General features: G+C 67.4%; 17 protein-coding genes and 1 pseudogene. 4 read left to right on the top strand and 14 right to left on the bottom strand.

The features are described from left to right. Window positions 1-2: 2 nt before the first annotated feature. The 7 genes and pseudogenes from ABZW17_RS02245 to ABZW17_RS02215 all read right to left on the bottom strand — a co-directional run. Window positions 3-824, bottom strand: coding sequence for an ABC transporter permease (locus ABZW17_RS02245; protein WP_354808779.1), 822 nt, complete (start codon window positions 822-824; stop codon window positions 3-5). Continuing rightward, on the bottom strand, window positions 824-1627 hold the full coding sequence (locus ABZW17_RS02240) for an ABC transporter permease (protein WP_354808777.1): 804 nt from the start codon (window positions 1625-1627) through the stop codon (window positions 824-826). Before ABZW17_RS02240 ends, ABZW17_RS02245 begins: the two co-directional genes overlap by 1 nt. Next, a complete protein-coding gene (locus ABZW17_RS02235) occupies window positions 1627-2571 on the bottom strand; it encodes an ABC transporter ATP-binding protein (RefSeq protein WP_354808775.1) in 945 nt (314 codons plus the stop codon). The genes ABZW17_RS02240 and ABZW17_RS02235 overlap by 1 nt, the downstream gene beginning before the upstream one ends. Before the next feature lie 42 nt (window positions 2572-2613). Beyond that, window positions 2614-5928: a phosphodiester glycosidase family protein gene (locus ABZW17_RS02230; protein WP_354808773.1), complete on the bottom strand. Its 3315-nt coding sequence runs from the start codon at window positions 5926-5928 to the stop codon at window positions 2614-2616. Window positions 5929-6018: 90 nt separating this feature from the next. After that, window positions 6019-6732, bottom strand: a complete 714-nt coding sequence (locus ABZW17_RS02225; RefSeq protein ID WP_354808771.1) for a maleylpyruvate isomerase family mycothiol-dependent enzyme — start codon at window positions 6730-6732, stop codon at window positions 6019-6021. A gap of 55 nt (window positions 6733-6787) precedes the next feature. Next, entirely contained in the window at window positions 6788-7198 is a 411-nt protein-coding gene (ndk, locus tag ABZW17_RS02220) for a nucleoside-diphosphate kinase (protein ID WP_013228487.1), read from the bottom strand. A gap of 57 nt (window positions 7199-7255) precedes the next feature. Further along, window positions 7256-8053, bottom strand: a pseudogene (locus ABZW17_RS02215) (alkaline phosphatase D family protein); the annotation flags it as partial. Between the two features lie 58 nt (window positions 8054-8111). Here ABZW17_RS02215 and ABZW17_RS02210 point away from each other — a divergent pair. Next, window positions 8112-9743 (top strand): recombinase family protein, encoded by a 1632-nt coding sequence (locus ABZW17_RS02210; protein WP_354808769.1) that lies wholly within the window; start codon window positions 8112-8114, stop codon window positions 9741-9743. Window positions 9744-9816: 73 nt separating this feature from the next. On the opposite strand, the gene ABZW17_RS02205 is transcribed toward ABZW17_RS02210, so the two are convergent. Beyond that, entirely contained in the window at window positions 9817-10017 is a 201-nt protein-coding gene (locus tag ABZW17_RS02205) for a hypothetical protein (RefSeq protein ID WP_354808767.1), read from the bottom strand. Between the two features lie 140 nt (window positions 10018-10157). Between ABZW17_RS02205 and ABZW17_RS02200 the strand changes: the two genes are divergently transcribed. Then, a complete protein-coding gene (locus ABZW17_RS02200) occupies window positions 10158-11060 on the top strand; it encodes a hypothetical protein (RefSeq protein WP_354808765.1) in 903 nt (300 codons plus the stop codon). Between the two features lie 50 nt (window positions 11061-11110). On the opposite strand, the gene ABZW17_RS02195 is transcribed toward ABZW17_RS02200, so the two are convergent. From ABZW17_RS02195 to ABZW17_RS02170, 6 genes are all read right to left on the bottom strand, one after another. Beyond that, on the bottom strand, window positions 11111-12295 hold the full coding sequence (locus tag ABZW17_RS02195; protein WP_354808763.1) for a hypothetical protein: 1185 nt from the start codon (window positions 12293-12295) through the stop codon (window positions 11111-11113). A 436-nt stretch (window positions 12296-12731) separates the two neighbouring features. Then, window positions 12732-15101, bottom strand: a complete 2370-nt coding sequence (locus ABZW17_RS02190) for an FtsK/SpoIIIE domain-containing protein (protein ID WP_354808761.1) — start codon at window positions 15099-15101, stop codon at window positions 12732-12734. Beyond that, complete coding sequence (locus ABZW17_RS02185; RefSeq protein ID WP_354808759.1) at window positions 15091-15981, bottom strand: hypothetical protein; 891 nt, start codon at window positions 15979-15981, stop codon at window positions 15091-15093. The genes ABZW17_RS02190 and ABZW17_RS02185 overlap by 11 nt, the downstream gene beginning before the upstream one ends. Further along, the gene (locus tag ABZW17_RS02180; RefSeq protein ID WP_354808757.1) at window positions 15978-16313 is read right to left on the bottom strand and encodes a hypothetical protein; all 336 of its coding nucleotides are present in this window, start codon (window positions 16311-16313) and stop codon (window positions 15978-15980) included. The genes ABZW17_RS02185 and ABZW17_RS02180 overlap by 4 nt, the downstream gene beginning before the upstream one ends. Beyond that, on the bottom strand, window positions 16310-16642 hold the full coding sequence (locus ABZW17_RS02175; protein WP_354808755.1) for a WhiB family transcriptional regulator: 333 nt from the start codon (window positions 16640-16642) through the stop codon (window positions 16310-16312). The genes ABZW17_RS02180 and ABZW17_RS02175 overlap by 4 nt, the downstream gene beginning before the upstream one ends. A 398-nt stretch (window positions 16643-17040) precedes the next feature. Then, window positions 17041-18537 (bottom strand): hypothetical protein, encoded by a 1497-nt coding sequence (locus tag ABZW17_RS02170; RefSeq protein ID WP_354808753.1) that lies wholly within the window; start codon window positions 18535-18537, stop codon window positions 17041-17043. A gap of 250 nt (window positions 18538-18787) precedes the next feature. On the opposite strand from ABZW17_RS02170, the gene ABZW17_RS02165 reads away from it, so the two are divergent. Together ABZW17_RS02165 and ABZW17_RS02160 are read left to right on the top strand one after the other, a co-directional pair. Next, window positions 18788-19228 carry an Imm1 family immunity protein gene (locus ABZW17_RS02165; RefSeq protein ID WP_354808751.1) on the top strand — a complete coding sequence of 147 codons (441 nt, stop codon included), beginning with the start codon at window positions 18788-18790 and terminating at the stop codon, window positions 19226-19228. Window positions 19229-20083: 855 nt separating this feature from the next. Beyond that, a complete protein-coding gene (locus ABZW17_RS02160) occupies window positions 20084-20956 on the top strand; it encodes a Scr1 family TA system antitoxin-like transcriptional regulator (protein ID WP_354808749.1) in 873 nt (290 codons plus the stop codon). Window positions 20957-21147 lie beyond the last annotated feature (191 nt).

Raw genomic sequence — 21147 nt, 5'->3', positions numbered from 1 at the left:
CGTCAGGTCAAGAGCAGCTTCGCGATCCGCCGCGTCGATGCCCAGAGGCCCACCGCGCCCAGAACCAGCAGGTACGCCAGGTTGACCAGCATGCCGCCGGAAAGGATGCCGGTTGCCAGGCCGCGCATCAGCTCGATCGCGTGGTAGAGCGGGAGGCAGCGGACCACCCACTGCAGGGGCTCGGGGTAGACCGACAGCGGGAAGAACGTCGTCGCGAAGAGGAACATCGGGGTCAGGCCCAGCTGGATGTAGTCGAACTGGGCCGTCGACTTCAGGAACGTCACCAGGGCCATGCCGATCGCCGAGAACGCCAGGCCGACCAGGAGCGCCGCCGGGACCATCAGCAGGGCCCACCACGACGCCAGCAGGCCCATCGCCGCCGCGATCGCCAGGAACGCCACCGCGTAGATGCCGCCGCGCGTGATCGCCCAGCCGATTTCGCCCAGCGCCACGTCGAGCGGGCCGATCGGGGTGGCCAGCATGGCGTCGTACAGCTTGGCGTAGCGCAGCTTGAAGAAGAGGTTGTACGTCGACTCGAACACGGCGCCGTTCATCGCCGACGTCGCCAGCAGCGCGGGCGCCACGAAGGCGACGTAGCTCATCGGCTGCCCGCCGGGGCCGGTCACCTCGGTGACCAGCCTGCCGAAGCCCAGCTGGAACGCCAGCAGGTAGAGGAACGGCTCGACCGCGCCGGACAGGAAGATCAGCCAGCTGCCGCGGTACACCATGACCGAGCGTTCGACGAGCATGCGCGCGCGGCCCGCGTACAGCCCGGGCGGGAGCACGCGGAACAGCAGCCCGGCACGCGTTTCGACGGTCGCCATCAGACCACCAGCCTCCGGTAGAAGGCCCGGTGCGCGAGCACCCACCCGGCCGCGAACAACGCCGCCAGCACGGCGAAGTGGCCGAGCAGCGCCCAGCCGCCGACCCCGCCGACGCTGAGGCCGCGGGCCAGCTGCGTGCCGTGCCACAGCGGGGAAAGCCAGGCCAGCCAGCGGATCGCGGCCGGCAGCTGGGAGATCGGGAAGAACGTGCCGGAGAACAGGGTCATCGGCATCACGACGAAGCGGAAGATCAGCCCGAAGCGCTGGCCCTCGTCGAAGGTGCTCGCCGCGAGGGCGGCCATCGGCGTGGTGCAGGCGAGGCCGGTGATCGTGCCGGCCAGGATCACCAGCAGCACGCCCGGCCCGGTCCAGGCGCCGAAGAAGAGCGCGACGAACGCGTAGGTCGCGCCGGCGAGGGTCAGGCGCAGGGCCGACCAGATCAGGTGGCCGCCGAAGACCTGGCCGGGCGACACCGGGGTGGCGGTGACGGCCAGGTAGTCCTTCTGCCACTTGAACCCGGAGAGCACGGGGTAGCTCGACTCGCCGACGGCCTGCTGCGCGGCCCCGGCGGCCAGCAGCGCCGGGGCGATGTACTGGAGGTAGGACAGGCCGCCGGTGATCGTGCCGGGCCGTACCTGCGAGCCGAACCCGAGGCCCATGGCGGCGAGGAAGAGCACCGGCTGGAGGCCGGTGGAGTACAGGGTGGACACCCAGTGGCGGCGGTACCAGGTCCAGTAGCCCTCGACGCGCAGCCAGGCGCCGTGCCACTTGCCGACCACCCGGCCGGTGGGGATCATCGCCATCAGTCCACCAGCGTCCGGCCGGTCAACCTCAGGAACACGTCCTCCAGCGAACTCCGCCGCACCAAGCTCGACAACGGCCGCACGCCGCGGGAATGCGCGTGCTCCAACGCCGCCTCGCCGTCGTCGCTGTAGACCAGCACCCGGTCCGGGAGGATCTCCACGCGCTCCGCCAGTCCCTCGACCTGCTGGGCCGCCGCCCCCTGCGCCCCCGGGGCGAACCGCAGCTCGAGCACCTCGCGCGTCGAGTACCGCCGGATCAGGTCGGCCGGTGAGCCCTCCGCCGCGATGCGGCCGTGGTCCATCACCACCAGCCTGTCGCACAGCTGCTCCGCTTCGTCCATGTAGTGCGTCGTGACGATCAGCGTCGTGCCCTGGGCCTTCAGCCGGAACAGGCGGTCCCACAGCAGGTGGCGGGCCTGCGGGTCGAGGCCCGTCGTCGGCTCGTCGAGCAGGAGCAGTTCCGGGTCGTTGACCAGGGAGCGCGCGATCGTCAGCCGCCGCTTCATGCCGCCCGAGAGGGGGTCGACCTTGTCGTCCGCGCGGTCGCCCAGCTGCGCGAACTCCAGCAGCTCGCTCGCCTTGCGGCGGGCCGCCGCGCGGGACAGGCCGAAGTAGCGGCCGTAGATCAGCAGGTTCTCCCGGACCGTCAGCTCGACGTCCAGGTTGTCCTGCTGCGGCACGACGCCCAGGCGCGCGCGGATCCGCGGCCCGGCGGCCTCCGGATCCAGCCCGAGCACGCGCAGGTCGCCGTCGGTGCGGGGTGACACGCAGGCGATCATCCGCATCGTCGACGACTTGCCGGCGCCGTTCGGGCCGAGGAAGCCGAACGCCTCCCCGCGCCGCACCTCGACGTCGATCCCGCGCACGGCCTCGAACTCGCCGAAGCGCTTCACCAGTGCCTTGGCCTGCACCAGCGCCGGTTCCCGGTCCTCCGATTCGTCCACGCTCCGCACCCTAGGACCCACCACCGACAAAAACCGAACGCTTTAGCCGCGCACGGTCACGACCAGCGACTGCGTCACCCCGTTGACCGTCACCGAAAGCCGCGCGACCCCCGGCCGCAGCGCAGTCAGGACGCCGGAGGCGGGGTCGAACGCGACGACGCCCCGGCCGACCTGCCAGTCCGCGCTCACCGGGTACGCCACCGGCACGTCCCGCGTCCCCTGCCGCACCGAAGCGCGGACGACCGCGCGTTCGCCGCGGGCCAGGGACGTCGGCCCCGACAGGGAAAGCGCGTCGACGTTCGGGCGCGTCTCGAAGCGCACCGGCTGGGCCCGGTCGGCCGGGTCCACGCGCAGCAGCGTCCAGCCGACGAACCCGCCGTCGCCGGGCGCGGCCGCCGGTGCCTTGCCCGAATTGCCGTTGACCAGGTACGGCACCCCGTCGACCCGGGACAGCGAGAACACCCCGGCGTGCGAAGCCACGGCCGCGGCCGGCTTGCCCGACGCCTGCTCGAACCCGGTCAGCCACTGGGTCAGCAGGGTCGCCTCCTTCCGGTCGCCGAGCTGGGAGTTGCCGGTCGGGCTCGGGTCCCGCACCGGGTGGTGCATGGCGACGACCACCCCACGGACGGACCGGTCGGCCGCCGCCGAGTCGAGGGCCGACCGCAGCACCCGGATCTGGTCGAACCCGCCCGCACGCAGCGAGCCGCGCGAGGAATCGAGCAGGACCAGCCGGATCCCGTGGACGTCCACGACCTGGTGGGTGACCCCGAACGCGGCCTGGAAGTTCGCCAGCCCGTTGCCGCCTTCGGCCTCGTGGTTGCCCGGCACGTAGTACCAGGGCACCCTGCCGTCGAGCTCGTCGGTGATCACCTGCCGGGCCAGCACGAAGTCGGGTGCGGTGCCGCGGTCGACGAAGTCGCCGTTGATCAGCACCAGGTCCGGTTTCGCCGCGACGGCTTCGCGCAGCGCCCGGCGGGCCTGCGCGACCAGCGGGCCCGCCGGGTCGTCCGCGGTGAACTGCGCGTCGCTGACCACCGCGACCCGCAGGCCGCCGGCCAGGACGCCGTCGGTGACCAGGGCCGGGTCGTGCGGGACGGGGTCGGCGGGCACGGCCGTCGTCGGCGCCACCTCGAACGTGAGGTCGTCGAACACGAGGCGGCCTTCGTACTGCTGGTCGGGCACGTTTTCGACGGCGTAGAACCGCGCCAGGCGCTGGCCCGCGGGCAGCCCCGCCGGGACCGCCGCGGTGACGTACCGCCAGCCCGTCCAGTCGACGCTCAGCGACAGGTCCACAATGGACGCCACGTTCGCCGCGTCGCGCAGTTCCGCGCGCAGCCACGCGCCCTTGCCGTCGCCGTTCACCCACAGGCCGATCTTCTGCGTGCCGTCCGGGACCGCGAGCGGGGCCGACGGCGTCACGTAGGCCGCGCGGGTCGCCGTCGTGCCGGTGAGCCGGTAGTCGAGCGCGAGCCCGGCGCCGCCGTCGCGCCCGGGCGCCGCGGACAGCGCCGCGCCGACGACCGCCGGGTACACCGTCGCCGTCCAGCCCGCCGGGCCGTCCAGCGGCGACGCGATCCGCGGCACGGTCCCGACGGACGCGGCCAGGTGCGTGGTGAAACCGGCGGCCGACGCGGTGATCGCCGTCGCGCCCGACGCGGTCAGCGCGGTGACCGCGTAGCCGTCGCCGGACGGCTCGATCCGGACCACCGAGTGGTCGTAGTCCAGCTTGACGTCGTCGGGCTCGAGCCAGGTGCCGTAGCCGTCGGCGTCGTAGCCGTAGACCTTGAAGGTGCTCTTCGCGCCGGCCCCCGAAAGGGCGACCTGCTCGGTGCTCGTGCCCAGCCGGACCGGCCGGCCCAGCACGGAAAGCGCCGTCTTCCCGGACGCGCGGCCGGCTCGGGCGACGACGTCGACCGCGCCCGCGCTGTGGCCGGTGACGACCCCGTGCGTCACGGTCGCGCGCCGGAGGTCCGACGTGCTCCAGCGCGGGTCGGCGGCCACCGCGGCGCCGGTCTCGTCGTGCCCGTCGGCGACCAGGTGCCGGCTCAGCCCCGACAGCACGCGGTCCGCGCCCTCCGCCGCCACGGCGGGGGCCGGCGCGAAGCCGGTGAGCCTGCCGCTGCCGGGCACGGTCGCGAAGCCGATCCCGTTGGGCACCAGGCGTTCCCCGCCGTCGGACGGCGAGTTCCGGACGCTCGGCGCCGCTTCGCCCTCGTTGCGGGCCAGGAGCGTCGACGACCCGCCGCCGTCGAGGTTGACGGCGTCGTCCGCGCCGAGGCTCTTCATGTGCCGCGCGAGTTCCAGCTCGGTCATCCCGCGGCTGTCGGCCTGCCGTCCGTCCACGGTGGCCAGCCACAGCTTCCGGCCGTCGGCGGAAAAACCGACCGCGGTCCGCGGGTGCATGGCGACGTTGTCGACCGGCTGCACGACGCCGTCCCGGAGGAGGACTTCGTTGCCGCCCACGGCGACCGCGATCTTCCCGGCGTCCGAGCGCGGCGCGTACGTGACGCCGACGGCGTCACCGGGCTTGAGCGCGGCGAGCGCGTCCGCCCCGGCTTCGCGGGCGAGCAGGACGGTCGTGCCCGCCGCGATCGGGCCGGGCGCCGGCTGCTCGCGCACGGCGGTGACCACGCCGTCGCGCAGCTCCACCTCCCGCACCCGGGCCGCCCCGGCCACCGAGGTCGCGCGCCCCGAAGCGCCCCACAACGGCGTGTAGACGCCGATCGCGTCGGCGCCGAGGACCGGGCTGTTGAAGTTCGTCGCCCGCACCGTGCCGCCGGGCAGCGTCACGGTGGCTTCGAGGAACACCGAAGCCAGCGCCGCCTTGCCTTCGCCGGTGATCGACGCGGTGAGGTTGTGCCCGGCCGCGGGGGCGGTCTGCAGCTGCCCGTGGTCGATGCCGACGCCGATCGGCGCGCCGGTGGCGTTGATGTCGAAGAAGTCGCCGTTGACGCCGGCCACCGCGCCCGCCCGCGCGATCTGCTGCGACAGAGGCGTGCGCGCGGAGACCGTGCCGGGGCTCAGGTACGTCGGCTTCAGCACCTTGCTGCCCAGGTCGACGGCCAGGGTGTCGCCGCGGATCCAGCCGGCCGGGTCGAACCGGTCGAACTGGGTCAGGTTCAGCCCGGGCGCGACTTCGGTGGTCGCGCTGCCGGTGACCAGGCCGTCGTCGGGGTCGGCGGCGGCGAAGGCGCTCGGGCCTTCGTGGGCCGACGACCCGGCGGGCGCGGCCTCGACCGGCGGCGTGCCGAGCGGCGCTTGCAGCGGGTCGGCGTGGGCGGGAACGACGAACAGCGTCGCGAACAGGGCGGCGAGCGGCACCACTACACGTGAATTCTTCACCGAGTACCCCAGCATCGAGTGAGAGTGAGCCGGACCAGCACAGCGCAGCGGCACGGCCGGGGGAAGACTTCCCGGTGAACGCCGCCTGAATGGTCTAGAACACCCTCACGGAGTCAGCGGGGCGGCGAGAAGGGCCTCGGCGGCTTCGCCGGTGACGCGCGGGTCCGGCCCGCTGCGCTTCCACAGCCGCAGCAGGAGGTCACGGGCGGGAGCTTCGACGGTCGCGGCGCCGGGAACGGCCGGGCCGAGCGCGGGCGGCTCGCCGGGGTGCACGGTCCAGACGTCACCGGTGTCGGTGGCGCGCAGGGTGACCGGCCCGGGCAGCCGGGGCACGGCGTGCCACCGCGTCACGCGGGGCAGCATCGCGCCGAGGACCTCGTCGACGCCGTCCGCGGCGACAGCCGGGTCCGGCGCGTGGCCGCTGCCCGAATCGGCGAGGTGGACGGCGGTTTCGTGGACCTGACGGCGGTACCAGAACGCCTTGGTCTTCCCGGTGCCGCCGAAGTGCCAGCACGCGTCTTCCGGGTCCGCGGCTTCGAGCTCGCCGAGCAGGAGGCGCGCGCCTTCGGCGTACCACGGGACGAGATCGGCTTCCGCGGCGACGGAAAAGTTCTGCGGGTGCACTTCGCCGGTGCGGACGACCGTCGCGGCCCAGCGGTGCACGTTGCCCAGGTGCGTGGCGAGGTCGGCCAGCGTCCAGCCGCCGCAGTCGGGCACCGCCGCGGCCGGGTCGGCGGTGCGCAGCCGCTCGGCGAACGCGCCGGTCAGCTCGCGCAGCACCGGCAGGTAGCCGCGGGCCGGAAACGGCATCGTCGTCATGAAGTCTCCCCCGGGATCCGGGGCCGCGCGTGGTGCGTGGCCCCGGATCAGTGCATCACAGGTCGGGGAACCAGAGCTTCAGCTCGCGCTCGGCCGACTCCGGCGAGTCCGAGCCGTGGACCAGGTTGTACTGGGTCTCCAGCGCGAAGTCGCCGCGGATGGTGCCCGGGGTGGCCTTCTCGACCGGGTCGGTGCCGCCGGCCAGCTGGCGGAACGCGGCGATGGCGCGCGGGCCCTCGACGGCGAGCGCGACCAGCGGGCCCGAGGTGATGAACTCCAGCAGGTCGCCGAAGAACGAACGCTCCTTGTGCTCGGCGTAGTGCTCCTCGGCCAGCGCCTGTGGAACGGTCCGCAGCTCGACCGCGGCGAGCTTGAGGCCCTTGCGCTCGATCCGCGAGATGACTTCGCCGACGAGGCCGCGCGCGACGCCATCGGGCTTGACCAGGACCAGCGTGCGTTCAGTCACGGCGGTGTTTCTCCTTGGTACGGGGGTTTCGGTGCGCGTGAGCGTAGCCGACCTCGGTCAGCGGCCTTGCGGGTGCAGTGTCTTCGACCACAGCGACGCCCCGGTGGCGTCGCGCAGGTCCACCGTGAGGTCGCCGCTCGCGCCGTCGACGTTCAGCTCGCCGAAGTGCTGGAAGCCGTCGATCGGCGCGGTGTTCGCCGCGGGCGGGGCGTGCACGAACACCGCTTCCGGGCCGAACGTCGGGTCCAGCGTGTTCGGCCCGAACGCGCCGGCGTTCAGGGGCCCGGACACGAACTCCCAGAAGGGGTCGAAGTCCTGGAAGGCCGCCCGGTCGGGTGAGTAGTGGTGCGCGGCCGTGTAGTGGACGTCGGCGGTCAGCCAGACGACGTTGCGGACGCGGCGGCGCTGGATCTCCCGCAGCACCCACGCCAGTTCGGTCTCGCGCCCGCCCGGCGCGCCCGGCAGGTTGTTCGCGACGGCTTCGATGTCGGGGCCGTCCGGGACGACCAGGCCCAGCGGCATGTCGGCCTGGACGATCTTCCAGGTCGCGGTGCTGCGGCCGAGCGCGTCGGCCAGCCAGCGCGCCTGGGCGTCGCCGAGGATGTAGCCCGGCTTGGTCTGGTCCGCGGTGTTGGCGTTGCGGTAGGTCCGCATGTCCAGCACGAAGATCTCGACGCGCGAGCCGTAGGTGAAGCTGCGGTAGACGCGGCCGTCGACGGCCCGGCGCGAGTCGATCGGGTGCCACTCGTGGAACGCCTGGTACGCCCGCGGGGCGAGGACGTCGACGCGCTTTTCGGTGTAGGCCGGGTTGTCGAGGATCTTGCCCGGGTACCAGTTGTTCAGGACCTCGTGATCCCACCAAACGCGTCAACCAACTACACTGGCAAGGCGTCTACCAGCGAGGATACCGACTATGAGCGCACCGGCACCCCGGAAGAAGCGGCGGTTTAAGAAGCAACTCAGCGAGCGGCCGGCGGTCGTACCGTTTGACCCCGAGGGCGACGCAGCGTTGTGCTACGTCCGTCAGTCGCACTTCTCGGACGAGAGCACGTCCAGCGAGTCGCAGGTAGGCGACACGCACCGGTGGACGAATGCCTACGGCATCCCGATTACTGAAACCGTCCAGGACCTTCACGTCTCCGGCGACTTGGAACCCGAGAAGCGAGACGGGTTGAGGCTCTGGCTTTCCGATGCGCCCCCGAAACCGTGGAAGACACTAGTCGTGTCCAAGCTGGATCGCTTGGTGCGGAACGTGATGGACGCGCTGACCTTGCTGGAATGGCTCCGAGCGCGCGGAAAGCGGTTGATCTGCATTGCCGAGGGCATCGATTCCAGCAACTCCATGTCCGAGTTCATGATTACTCTGATCGCGGCGTTCGCCCGCATGGAACGGGAGCGCATGAGGGAGCGCTTCCGTTCAGCCAAGGCCCGGCTCAAGGAAGCCGGTCGCTGGGGCGGTGAAGGACATATTTACGGAACGATGCCCGTCGAGCTACCCGGTGGTGGCTGGATCCTCGGACTCGACCCCCTCGCGGTCAAGATTCTTCACAAGCTGTCGAAGATGGCGCGATCAGGAACGCGCCTTATCGACATGGCCCGCTGGTTGAACGAGAATGAAGTCGTTACGCCGCGAGACAGGCAATTGCAACTGGGAGCGGAACGACGCGGCGAAGATCCCGCCAAACTTGAGCTACGAAGGTACGAATGGCAGGGCAATACATTGGGTCGCCTGCTCACCGACCCAGCTTTGGTAGAGTTCGGCATCTTCGAACCCGCCGAGCAAGCCGAGATAGTCGCCCGACTGGAAGAAAAGTCGAAGCGGAAGACGCGAGGCAGCAACCGGCCATACGAGTTCTCCGGGATCCTCGTATGCCCAGAGTGCTCGGAAAACCTGTGGCATCGACTGACCGTTGTGAAGCGAGGCGACAAGAACGGAAAACCAGCGGTCGAGTACCAGTACAGGTTCTGGCAATGCCCATCACGCAAGCACGGCCCAGCCATGAACGCGGAAGAAGTAGAGCCGTTGGCCACCCAAGCGTTCTATAAGATCTTCGCAATGGTTCCCGTCCGCGAGCGCATTATTTTGCCACCGACCAACCACGCCAACCAGATAGCGAAGCTGGAGCGGGAGTACGGCAAGCTGATGTCCGGAGTGGCGCGAGCTAGCTCAGCGGAGGACCGCCGTCGCATTATGGAAGACGGAGAAAAGATTCTCTCCGATATCGACACACTGAGGGCACTTCCAGCCGACCCCGGGGGCGTGCAATGGGTTCCCACTGACCGGACCTGGCAGCAGGAGCTAGCAGGCATGTCGCCGGAAGATCGCCGTCTCAGGTGGCTCGAACTGGGCTTCTCGTTCGCGGTGCAGAAACGGTCTGACGGCACGTGGCGGGCCGGATGGCGTCTGCCGGACGGCTGGCGAGACGCCATGCCGGAAGTAGCCGAGTGGTACGACCGCGCTGCCAACACCAACGAGACGATTGAGATCACCGAACTACTCGACGTGCCAGCCACACGACCCACTGAGCCCCGAGACAGCGACTGACGGCCGCGTGACAGCGGCGGGGTTCCGAAGACGCCAGAGCCGGTTCCCCGCCGCACAGGCCATCTCAGGCGCGTTAGTGCTGTGCGAGCTTGACCGCCGACACCAGCGCGGCGAAGCCGAACAGGCTGATCAACAGCGGAAGGCGGAATTCCGCACCGCCAAGCCCGATCATGCCGCCAAGCAGGCCGACCGCCGCACCGGCGCCGAAAGCCAGCGGTATGGACCGGGCCCGGCGCGCGGCCCGATCAGCCACGTCGACTACTTCGTCGACCACACCGCACCTCCGCCACCCGCATACGCCCGTCATGGCGACCGTACCTTCCGAGAGCGCTCGCTTGCCTGTTCGATCCGGTGGCGTTGTCGCAGGTGGCGGCGCATCCTGAGGGTATGGGTGGAGGATCATTTCTAGACCGCTTGGCCGCAGCCGGCGAACGAGCAGCGGCCAGAGACCAGGCCCGAAATCGACGCCGGGCCGCGATCGAGCGCGTGTTGCGGCTACCGGTGCTGGTCGGTGCGGCCGTGCTGGCACTGGTCGCGTGGTGGTTGTCAGGCTGGGAGATGTGGCCGTGGCTGTTCGGCGGGGTTGGCGGCTTGGCGGTGATGCTGCTGGTGGGCCGGGGCGTACCGGTAGCGTGGCGGCTGACGGTGCCGCTTCTGGTGGTCGCGGGGTGGCTGCTGACCTATGTGGACCCGTGGTGGTGGGTTCTGCTGGCTGGAATCGCGCTAACCGGCGGCGCAGTGGTCGCGCTGGTGCGCTTGCAATTGAGAGTCCGGCGCTGGCAGACGTTGGGGGCGCTGAGCCTAGGCATGGCCGTGGTGACGGCCGGATCGGTAATGCTGGCGGTGGACGCAGCTATGCAGGCTCGCCAGACGCAACAGGAACTCAACCAAGCCCACGATGAGGCCATCGCTCGCACCCTGCCCCGAACCCCCGCAAGCATGGTGAACTTTCTGGCGGAACACATAGCCCGGTTCAAGCCGGATGACGGACTGGCCTGCTCAGTGTTCACGATCCCTGCGCAACGGCAGCTCGCCGACGCGTGGCACGCGCCCGACTGCCCGGCCGCGATACGTGCGATGGCTAGCGAGGTCACCGCGCCGGGCGACTACGTGAACAACCTTTACCTACCTGGGCAAGCGGCACGGTCCAATCCGGACGGCACGTTGTCGGTGGACGCGTGCCATTTGGACTTCAGCGGGCTGACCGACGACACTCCGCACCCGAATCCCGGTCCGCAAATCGGGATACTCACGCTTGCGCAGCAACGGGGGCAAGGGAACTTGATTGTCAGCTATGCGGGCTGCGCTACTCCGTAACTTCCCCAGGGACAAGGGCCCTCCGCCTCTCCGACGAAGGGGCCCCGACATCAGCGGTACGGAGCGTCAGCGCGTGGCCACGGCGACACAAAGGATAGTCCCGTTGTCATCTCCGTGAAGCCGCTATGCATTTTCACCAATCGCCTTAGCGGGTCCCGATAGTAGCGAACTCCATCATCTGGAATTTGAGATGGATCTTCAACCGTTCGAGTCGACCCAACGTTCCTCCACTGCCTGAACGCTCGCTTATTGACCTCCTCAACACGATCCATTTCGTGCGGAGCATCGCCCGGGAACCAAAGATATGAGATGTCGACGGCCGCCTTCCGCCACCTTTCCTCGGATACGTCCCCATCAATAAACTCGACCATTGGCGCCTCGCCTGTCATCTCGACAAAGTGCCTAAGTTCGCGCAAGGCGAGCGCAGTGACATACAGCAGCACCAGCTCGGAACTGTAGTGATCATACCGCGGGACATTGATTTGGTTTCGTCCATAAATCAGGGAGTCAACTTCGGAAACCGGGTGAACAAAAGCACTAAGGAAGCGGTAGTGAACATCGAGGCGACTTATCGTGACCTCGTCAGCGAAGCCGTTCAACTGCAAATTTCGCTTGATGCTGCTCCAACTGAGGTAGGTTCGATAAATACGGTCATTGCGCTCGGCCCACTCACGCATTCGGGCCGGGTCACTAATCCCGTCGTCGAACATTGGCTGCGAACTCGGCGTTCCCATATACGGCTGAAACTGTTTGACTAGAAAGTAGTACGGACTTAACTCGTAACTTTCGAGCCCAGACGATGGCGTTGAGCGCAATCCCCGCTCAACAATCTCCACTCTTCCCTTTTTCGTCCGAGACCACTCAGTTACAAGAAGAAATTCCTCATCTCCGTTGTCGCGTCGCCGATTCCACTCCTCCCAGACATCGGCTTCGACATTCTCGACGTACCGTATTATGCGGCGGCCAAGGAACAGGAGTCGATCGACAAGCATGTGCTCGAACGCCATCCGCAAACAACCAAAAGCAGGAGCGTACAAGTCCGCCCTTGCCAGCATCACGGCGCCGCGCAATTGCTCTCCCATGCCGCGAGCGCGATCCGCGAATTCTCCATGCTGCGAGTATTCAACGTCATTTCCGTGCCGGAGACGCCGCCTCAGGCTGACAAGTTCGGAGATCAGGCCCTCCGCTGTGTCCATAAGGGCGCGATGTTCGAGGTCTCCGGGCCATGCTGTCATGCGTTTCAGCTTAGACGAGGCCGCGAGACTCAGCGCGGGATTTCCTGCGCGGAGATCAACGCGTCGCACGCGGCGCTGATCCTTGCGGCTACCTGTTGCACATCCCCACCGTCAACGGCGATCCACAACGCGCCGTCCGGCCCGGCTGTAAGCGTCGCCGGAACTGGCCCTGACGGTGCCGTCACGTTTGCACGCGGTTCGGTCCGCCGTACGGCGGTGCTCTGCCGAGCGCGCCGGGGCCGGTCAGTGTCGGACTGGTCTCCGCTGTTCGGGCCGTCGACACGGTCACCGTCTGCTGCGCTCGCTCCGTTCGGTCCGATGTGGTGGGTCGGACGGCCGTCCCCTGCGTTCCGGTGGTGGTCATGGTCGCTGCCTTTCGCCTGCTGCTGTGCGGTCGTCTGCGGTGCTTGGGTGACGTGGTCGGGCAAAGGGCCGGTCACCTCCTCTCGCCCGGCGGAGGGGGAGCCGGGGAGGGACCTGCGGCAGTCCCGGGAACACCCCGGTTCCGGCCCGTTCCGGGGTTTGGCCGGCGGCGGCTCCCCGGGCTCCCCGAGCCTTGTTCCCGCTGGTCAGCGGGGGGATGCTGCCCCGGGGAGTCGGCGGGGAGAACTCCCCGAGTCCCCGGCTCCTCCCCGCCCGGTTCCCCGCTCTCACGGCGGCTGAGCGCGGCGGCGACGTCGGCCGCGTGCACAGTCATCACGCCATGGGACTTGCGGGCAGTGATGCCGTGCCCGGCCAACAGCGCGGAGAGCGCGGCGAAGCTCCAACCGCCGTAGTGCTCCGCGTTGAGCTCCACCAGCCGCGCCAGCACCTGTTGCGTCCGCACCCGGTCATCCCTGCCGATCACTTCGGCGAGATCGGCCAACTCGTCCGCCTCAGCCGGTCCGGCCGCTTCAAGCTGCGGCCGTGCGCCGGACTCGACCGCGCGGCCGATCTCCTCGATCAGCACCAGGGCGCGAGCGATGACCGGGCTGACGTCGTCGGCCCCGTCTTCGAACGGCACGTAGAAGGTGCGGACCAACTCGAACGTCTCATCGGTGATGCCGACCGCGACACAAGTTCCTCGGTCGGTTTTGATCCGCAGTTCGGTCGCACGGATACCGGCCGCGTACTTGCCGGACCCGAGCAGCCCGTCATTGGCCACCTGATCGGCCACCGAGAACGCCACTCCACAAGAGACGTTGCGGGTGACCTCCCGGGGGATGCTGTCCTTCGTCGGCGACTGCGTGGCCAGCAGCAACACAATCCCGTACTTGCGTCCCCGCTTGATCAGCCGCACCGCCAGTTCAGCAGCCTTCTTGCCGTACTTCGGGTGCTGGAACAACTCGTGGCACTCGTCGATCCCGCACACCAACGGGTGCAGGCCAAGCCCCGGCTTGTCAGCGAGCTTGCGCGAGACCTTCGGCGGGCGGCCCGGCTGCTCTCCGAGGATCTTGCCGCGTCGCTCCATTTCGGTCAACAAGTCCGCCAGCGCCTGAGTTGCCGCCTCAGCCACGCTGTCATCCATCCCCATCCCGTAGCGGGACAGGCGAGGCCGGAACGGCTCGAAGTCGGGAGACTCGCCCATGACGAACATCCACAGTTCCGCTGTAGGGTCGAGGGCCGCACCGAGCATCAGCGTCCGCAACGCCGCCGACTTACCTTGCCCTGGACGACCGCCGATCAGCCAGTTGACCTCGATCAACGGCGCGTTGATGACCACCCCGCGCTGGGAGAGTCCGAACGGGACACCGTCGAACACGTCGACTTGTCCATCATCGGCCATCGGCCATTGGCCGGCCCCACCCCGCAAGACGCCCTTGTCGGCGATCCACAGGTCAAGTACGCCATCCTCATCTCCCTTGGTAGGCCAGGTTTCCAGTGAGGCACGACCAAGGTTCGCGGCCAGCTTCGATCGGCGTGCGGCGACCATGTCGGCGGTCACCCCGAGTGGCAACCGGAGCTGAGCGAACGTGCCGTCACCGTCCTTGCGCGCGGCCACGGTGTAGACCAGTTCCCCGCCGTCACGGTAGAACCGGTCAAGCGGCGCGATGCCCAGATGCGCCAGCGCCTTGGAAATCATCCGTTCATCAATCCAGGAGTCGGCATCCTCACGGTCCGGACGGACCAGCCACCCGGCACCGGGCGCGCGGTCGCGTCCTTCGAACGCCGCTGCCACCGCCCACACCACTGGAGCCACGATCAGCAGCAGCGGCGCCGCGACCGTGAGCGCCGACCACACGCCGTCCACTCCCGCGTAGACGTCCGCCAGCCACGGCCACATATCCGCCCGGTCCATCACCGAATTCACCAGCCACAGCACCCCGGCGACGGGTCCCGCGAACCGCAACGTGATCACCACCCGGCGCAGCACGATGCCGAGCCGTGCCCACCGCGCGGTGGCATCGGACCGGATCAGCTCCTGCGCAGCGCGGCGCGCTTCGGCGTCCCCGGACAGCCGCGCCCGGCGCGCGTCGGCGCGAAGATCGGCGTAGGTGGACCAGTTCCAGAACTTGACCAGCCACCGCCAGTTCCCGCGCAGAACGAACCACACCAGCCTCAGCAGATCCAGCGGAGCTTTCCGCGCTCGGTAGGCGACCACCGACCGCGCCCGCACCACCGGCCCGGACCGCCACATCCGCCCCGCCCACGCAGTGCATCGCTGCCAGGGGCTCCCCGGTCGCTGGGGCTTCCGGGGACGGGGCTGGGGCAACGTGTCGTCGATCAATTCGCCGTCGAGTACCGGGCCGACGTGTTCGACGTCCCGGCCGCCGCTGCGAGCCAGCGCGGCGTGTTCGTGGTCCTCCCGGTTCGGTTCAGTCGCCACCGCGCACCCCCTTGCCGATCTCCACGCGGAGCGCGGCGGCGAGCCGGGAAGACAGCCCACGGGAACACCCCGTGGCCTCCCGGACCCATGCCGGAGTGATCTCCACACCAGACGTCCAGGCTTCCCGGGCATCGGCGAGGTAGTCGGCGAACAGCTTCCGCCGGGCGGCGCCCTCCCGAGGCGGTTCCGGTGTCACGGGTTTCGGTGTCACCGGTTCGGGAGCTGACACGGTCAGCTCACCGGCCGGGTCGGTTGGTTCGTGAACAGGCGTGTTCGGTTCGTGGACCGGCGCAGCCGGTTCCTCGACTCGGACCGGTTCGCGAACGTCCCCGTGAACGGTCGCGTTCACGAACGCCACGGCCACCGCGTCGGTGAGCTTGTCCCGCAGATCCGTCACCGCCTCAGCCGCCACGAACACGACCAGCGGCGGAACCGAATGCAGGACCACCCCGGCCGGCGACCCGGCCGCCCACGACGACCAGGTGTTCATGACGTAGGTGGCGGCCAGCGTGAGCCACTTCGCCGTCCGCACCCACGCTCCCGTGTGGACCTGGTACCGCGCGGTCACCTGCTCCGCCCGCAAGATCGCCAGCAAGACCAGGCACACGGTCGGATCGAGCAGCCACGCCGTCAGCCACGGCAGCGACCCCACGGCGGAACCTGCGGCCGCGAACCACTGCACATTGGCAGCAGTGAAGGCCAACCCAAGCACAATCCCGGACCAGCACAGCCGGTCAACCTGAGCCCGCACCCGCTCCACCCGCAGCGCCACCACATCGGGGTGGGTCTGCCAGCGCCGGACGTCGGCCGCTTCGGCGGCATCCTCGGCCAGCCGCCGCGCCCGTCCCTGAACCGCCGTCTCGCTCTGATTGGTGGTCATCGGCGACCACCACCCCGGCGGTGCATCGTGGTGTCCATGGACGTGACCGTTAGGGCGCGCGTCAGGACATGGGCCGCGATCAGGTCCGGCACCCCGAGGACCACTAGCACCAGGGTCGGGTTGTGCACGTGAGTGATCACCAGCCACTGAATGCCCGTGAACGCCGCGCCCGTGAACAGCACGCGTCCGGCCAGTGAAGCCACTCGGGAACTTACCCGCGCCGCGTCGGCAGCCCGGCGAGCCTTGCGGGCGCTCCACCGCCAGACCATGAACAGCGCCAGCAGCACCCCGACTCCGGCGAGGATCTGTGTTGGCGTGAGATTGACCGTCATCGCGCCTCACCACCCCGGCGACGCAGCCACACCGGATACAGGGCCCGCCGGTCGGTGTCCGGCAGCGCACCCCACACCCCAATCGTGTCCGGTACGGCCGTCCGCAAGTCCAGCTCCCGGCATTCGTCGATCACCGGACACCCGGCGCACATCACGGCAGCTAAGTCCCGGTCCGGCGAGCCGTTGCCGGACAGCTTGGGCATGTCGGCCCGGTCGAACGCCCAAAAGCACAGACCGTCCCTGCTTACCACTTCGTTCAGCACGTCGCCTGGCACGTCGGCATACCGGTCGAGCTGGGCGGCCATCTCCTCGTAGTCGTTATCGGTCATCGCGCACCGTCACTCAGCACGCGCCGCAGCTCCGTCGCCGGAACTACCAGATGGGAGCGCCGACGTACCGCACGAAGCACGCCACTGCGGATTGCGGAGCTCACGCAGGACTCGGTGACACCGAGACTCCATGCGGCCTGACGGATGGAAAGAAACGCCGAAGAAGCGGCGTCATGTGTTGTGGTTTTCATTAGTGTTTGACCCTTACTATTGGCTTCAGCCCCGCGATTGCGGGGCCGTGCCGTCAAGTAAGCCGTCAACGCGAGATAGCGACTATGCCAGCACCTGAATAAAGGATCCTACGATGGAATATGGGCAGGTCGGCGCCATGTTCAGATCTCGCAATATTCCAGAAAGGAATATTGAGCGTCGAGAATATTCCCTAGGAGAATATTGTGTTACTGGGCGCGCTTGATGTCGGCGAACATCTCTCGGAAGTCCGCGCCTGCGTCGGCGCCGTAGGTGTCCAACTCGTGCTCTAGCTCGGTGGACACCATGAGCAGGGTCGGACGGCTCTGGCGGCCGTTCTGAAGCGCCTGAATGCCCAACGCGGCGGCCTCGTCGACGTCACCGCGCCTGGCGGCGATCACGGCGAGCGTGAGCTGAGCTTCCGCTATGCGCATGGGTGCCATCGGAACGCCTTCGGGGTTGACGCTCCGGCGCATGACTTCCTCAGCGTTACGCTGGGCAAGTTGGTCTTCGCCGACCAGTCGGTAGGTGTCCATTGCGTAGAAGTCCCACTTATCCGGGTCGACCACAAAGTGGTTGTCCGGCCTGTCCGGGAACGGCAGTCGTCCCAGCAGCTCGCTGCCAGCGTCGAGAGCCTTGTGAACTTCCTCGACCTTTCCCATGCGGGCGTAGGCTTTGGCTTGCTGACCGTAAAGCTGGACCGCAACGGAATGCGAGGGCGCAGCCAGAGCGCCGGACTCAGCCGCCGGAATCACGGCGCGATAGTTGCCGGCCGTCAGATGGAACCACGCCAGCATTTCATGTGCCCAGCCGACGATGCCGGGATCTCCAGCTTCCTTGCCGAGTTCCAACGCCATACGTCGGGTGGCCTCGGCTGCACGCGCGTCGCCCACGTCGTACTCAAGGCACCCCACCAGAAGCGCCAACATCCCAGCTTTGGTGAGCACCTCACGGTGCTGGCCCAGCGATAGGCGGTTTTCGAGCAGCTCGGTCATCTTGCCGAGCCACTCCTTGCCCGTCGTCATGAGCTGACGGGCATCCGCGTGCGGGTATTCGCAGCACAGCTGCTCAACGGTGATGTCCAAGGCGTCGATGGTGGACGAATCGATTGCTGACGCACGGACTCGCCGAAGCAGTTCGAGCGTGTCCATGCCGGTGTTCACGACTAGGAGTTCGTCCCGCGCCTCGGGAGTGACCAACCCACTGGGCCGCGAGTCACCGGAGTTCAGACGTTGACCCACTGAGAGGTGCTGAAACCTCAAGCGGCTTTGGCCCGGGAAGTCGAACCAGAGCAGATGCTGAGGCAGGTGAAGAATCTTCGCGTAATTCCGGAGCGTCTCAAGGTTCTGCTCAGGCTTGCCGTTCTCCAGCTTGCTCACCTGAGCCTGAGTGAGCCCGAGCCACCGCCCCAACAGCTCTTGATTCAACGCCTTGCCGAAGAGCTGAAGGTGACGCGGGTGGTTCCGATACGCCTTGAACACCTTGCCGATGTGCTGACTTTCGAAGGCGGCACGAAACTCGTCTGTCTCGAAGAACTCGTTCCTCAGTTGGGCAGGAGGCGTCCGAAGCTGGTCGCGTTGCTCCCGGTGGCACTTGCTGCACAGGCGGGCCGTGTTGTCTGCGGCAAGCCCCGACCCGCACCCCTGGCAGCGACGGCCGCCGGAAGTGCCGGCCGCGCGATGCTGCGGACCACCGGGTGAACTCATCGGATCCCCTCGCCTTGCTGGTGCCTGCCTCCCTCTGACCAGCGTACCTAGGGCGACAGGGTCTCACCAGCGAGTGAGCCGCGTCAGAGCGGAATCGCCGCTCCACCTGGCGTTATGCCGCTCTCGGCATGTCACATGCCGAGAGCGATATAGACGGACCTGTCGCACAGCGTGACGGTTGGGCCAAGCCCGAGCGCGCACCCGCGCGCCCGGCCCTGAACCACTCCCGACCGAACGGCGACGTGAACACATGCTCCTAACAGCTTCGCTTACCACTGGCGTGGCCCGCGTTACGAGCGGAATCCTGGAATCGACTCGACTTGTCGACGAGATTCTGAGAACGGATCATGTCGATTGGGAGACCACGCTCATAGTTGGAGACGTCGAATTTCATCGCAGCAAAGAGGGCCCCTTTCCCGATCATCAGCTTCGGATCAGTGTCCGGCCGTCGTCCGGTTTTGCGGCGATGAATTATATGGACAACCACGATCGCGAAATGCCGATTGCGAACTCTTTCAATCTGAAATGTCCCCTTCCCGAAGTCAATCTGATATTCAACGGCACAACGGGCGCGGTGTTCCCGCGCACGGCGGCGATTCCGATCCCGGATGCGCGCGCCGCATTGATTGAGTGGCTGAACACCCGAAAGCGACCAACCTGTATCGAGTGGCGTCCCTATGACTCATACTAACGATCTCGGCCAGCGCCTGTACGTGACGTGGAGTCGATGCCTTGTCGACAGGCACGATCACGCGATCACCGATGAGGAGTTCGCGCGCGGAGTACAGCGCCAAGAGGGATGGTTTGTCGCCCTATGCGGACATGAATTGTTGATCGCTTCAAGCCTCATACCACCAGCTCCAGCCTGCCCGCGTTGCCGCGCCTATCTCACTGCACGCGCGATCCTCCGAAATGTGCCTGAGGAGCCCAGAATACCGATCCACCACAGGACAGGGCTTGGCAAAAGGCTTTTCCGGCAACACCGATGGTCATCCGCCGCCGCGTGCCCTCCACATGGCGGCGGATCTGAAAGTCCGGCGGGGACGGTCTGCCCCTCGACCGCAGCCGTCCCCGCCGGACGCGATGATCACGGAGCCGAGCAATGACACGACTTTTCCTAGCGCGCCCACTGCCGGGTGTCGTGGGCGAGACTCAGCGCCTAGTCCACGTATTCGAACTGCCGGAGCAGGACTTTCCTCCTAATCAACTGGTCGCACTGTGCACGGCGTCTTTCAGTCCCGGACAATTGGAATTGATCGACCACCCGAAGGGCTTGCCCTGCGAGTCGTGCTTACGGCGGACGCCCAACCCTACGCCCGAGCTGCCAGGCGAAACACGCCTTGCGCTCCCAGCCAGCTCGGGCGGCGAGTGAGGTGGGAGAGACCGAACGAAAGTCGCCACTCGATGACGCATTCCTGAAGATTTCACAAGAACGCAAGCCCGGCGAGCCGATGACGGAAGACGACTTTGCGGCCGCCCAGCTCATAGTGAACGCCTTTTGGCCACGATTTCGACCTTCACGACCACTACCTGAGCGGTGGCAGTAATGGGAGCAGCCTTGACTGGATTGAATTCAGGACAGAACTTCACAAAGCCTGGTTGGCCAGGCGTATTCGCGCTTGGCATCGCGCTTCGCCGTACACGGATGGCGAGGAGAATTTCATTGCGAGTCCTCGCCTACAGAGCAGGGATTCACCCTGGCGTACTGTCCGCATGGGAACTCGGCGTGCGCGCCCCTAAGCTTGAAGACGTCGCACGCCTGCTCGGATGCCTTCAGGTCAAGAAGGCGGAATACGACAAGATAATTGCGATTTTCCGCCAGGCTGACGGACCAACACTCATCGAACCCGTCTCGGACATTACCAGTCCGTTGCTTTGGCACTATGAGATGACCGCGACGAGAATTTTCGAATGGTCACCCGCCCTTATCGCGAATCGTCTCCAAACTGCCGGTTACACTCAGGCAAACTTGGGAAACGGCATTCTTAGCGAAGATGAGGTGAGTCGTCGCTCGCTCGCCTGTGCGGCGCGGCCGAACATTGTCGACGGTAACGTCCCGGGGGTTTTTACTTTTTTCTTGAGCGAATCCGCCTTGCGAAGTGCTGCGAGTTCGCCGCATGTAATGCTCGACCAATTGCATTACCTACAGAAAGTCGGCAAGCTCCATCATATCAAGGTATGCGTAGTTCGCGGTGACGCCTCTGCCAACGTCGTACCGCCGTTCTCGATTTACGAGTCGACCAAGACAGGCGTGACGACGATTGTTCACCAGAACCTTCATGGGGTCGTTTACGACGCGGAGCCACAGAATGCCCTGCGCTACCTGGCGACCGTAGAAGCGATACGGGCAACAGCGGTCAGCCATTCTGACTCCATGCTGATGATTGCCACCGCCATTGACCAATTACCTCTCCGCTAGCCAACGGTCGAGTACACCCGCGTGATACCGCTGCACCTGCGGCGGTCAAGCGGAACCCCCTTGGACAGTCGAGCCACCCGGCCACTGCATTGACGGGTGCCGGACGGCTTCCGTGTATGCGCCTGCCCGCCCGGCGACGCCTAGGCAGATGTCCCAACATTCTCGCAGATAGAGCGTGGTATCTTGTTGTT

It is taken from the genome of Amycolatopsis sp. NPDC004625, from assembly GCF_040609695.1.
Lineage (GTDB): Bacteria > Actinomycetota > Actinomycetes > Mycobacteriales > Pseudonocardiaceae > Amycolatopsis.
This window is presented reverse-complemented; position numbering and strand designations above follow the sequence as displayed.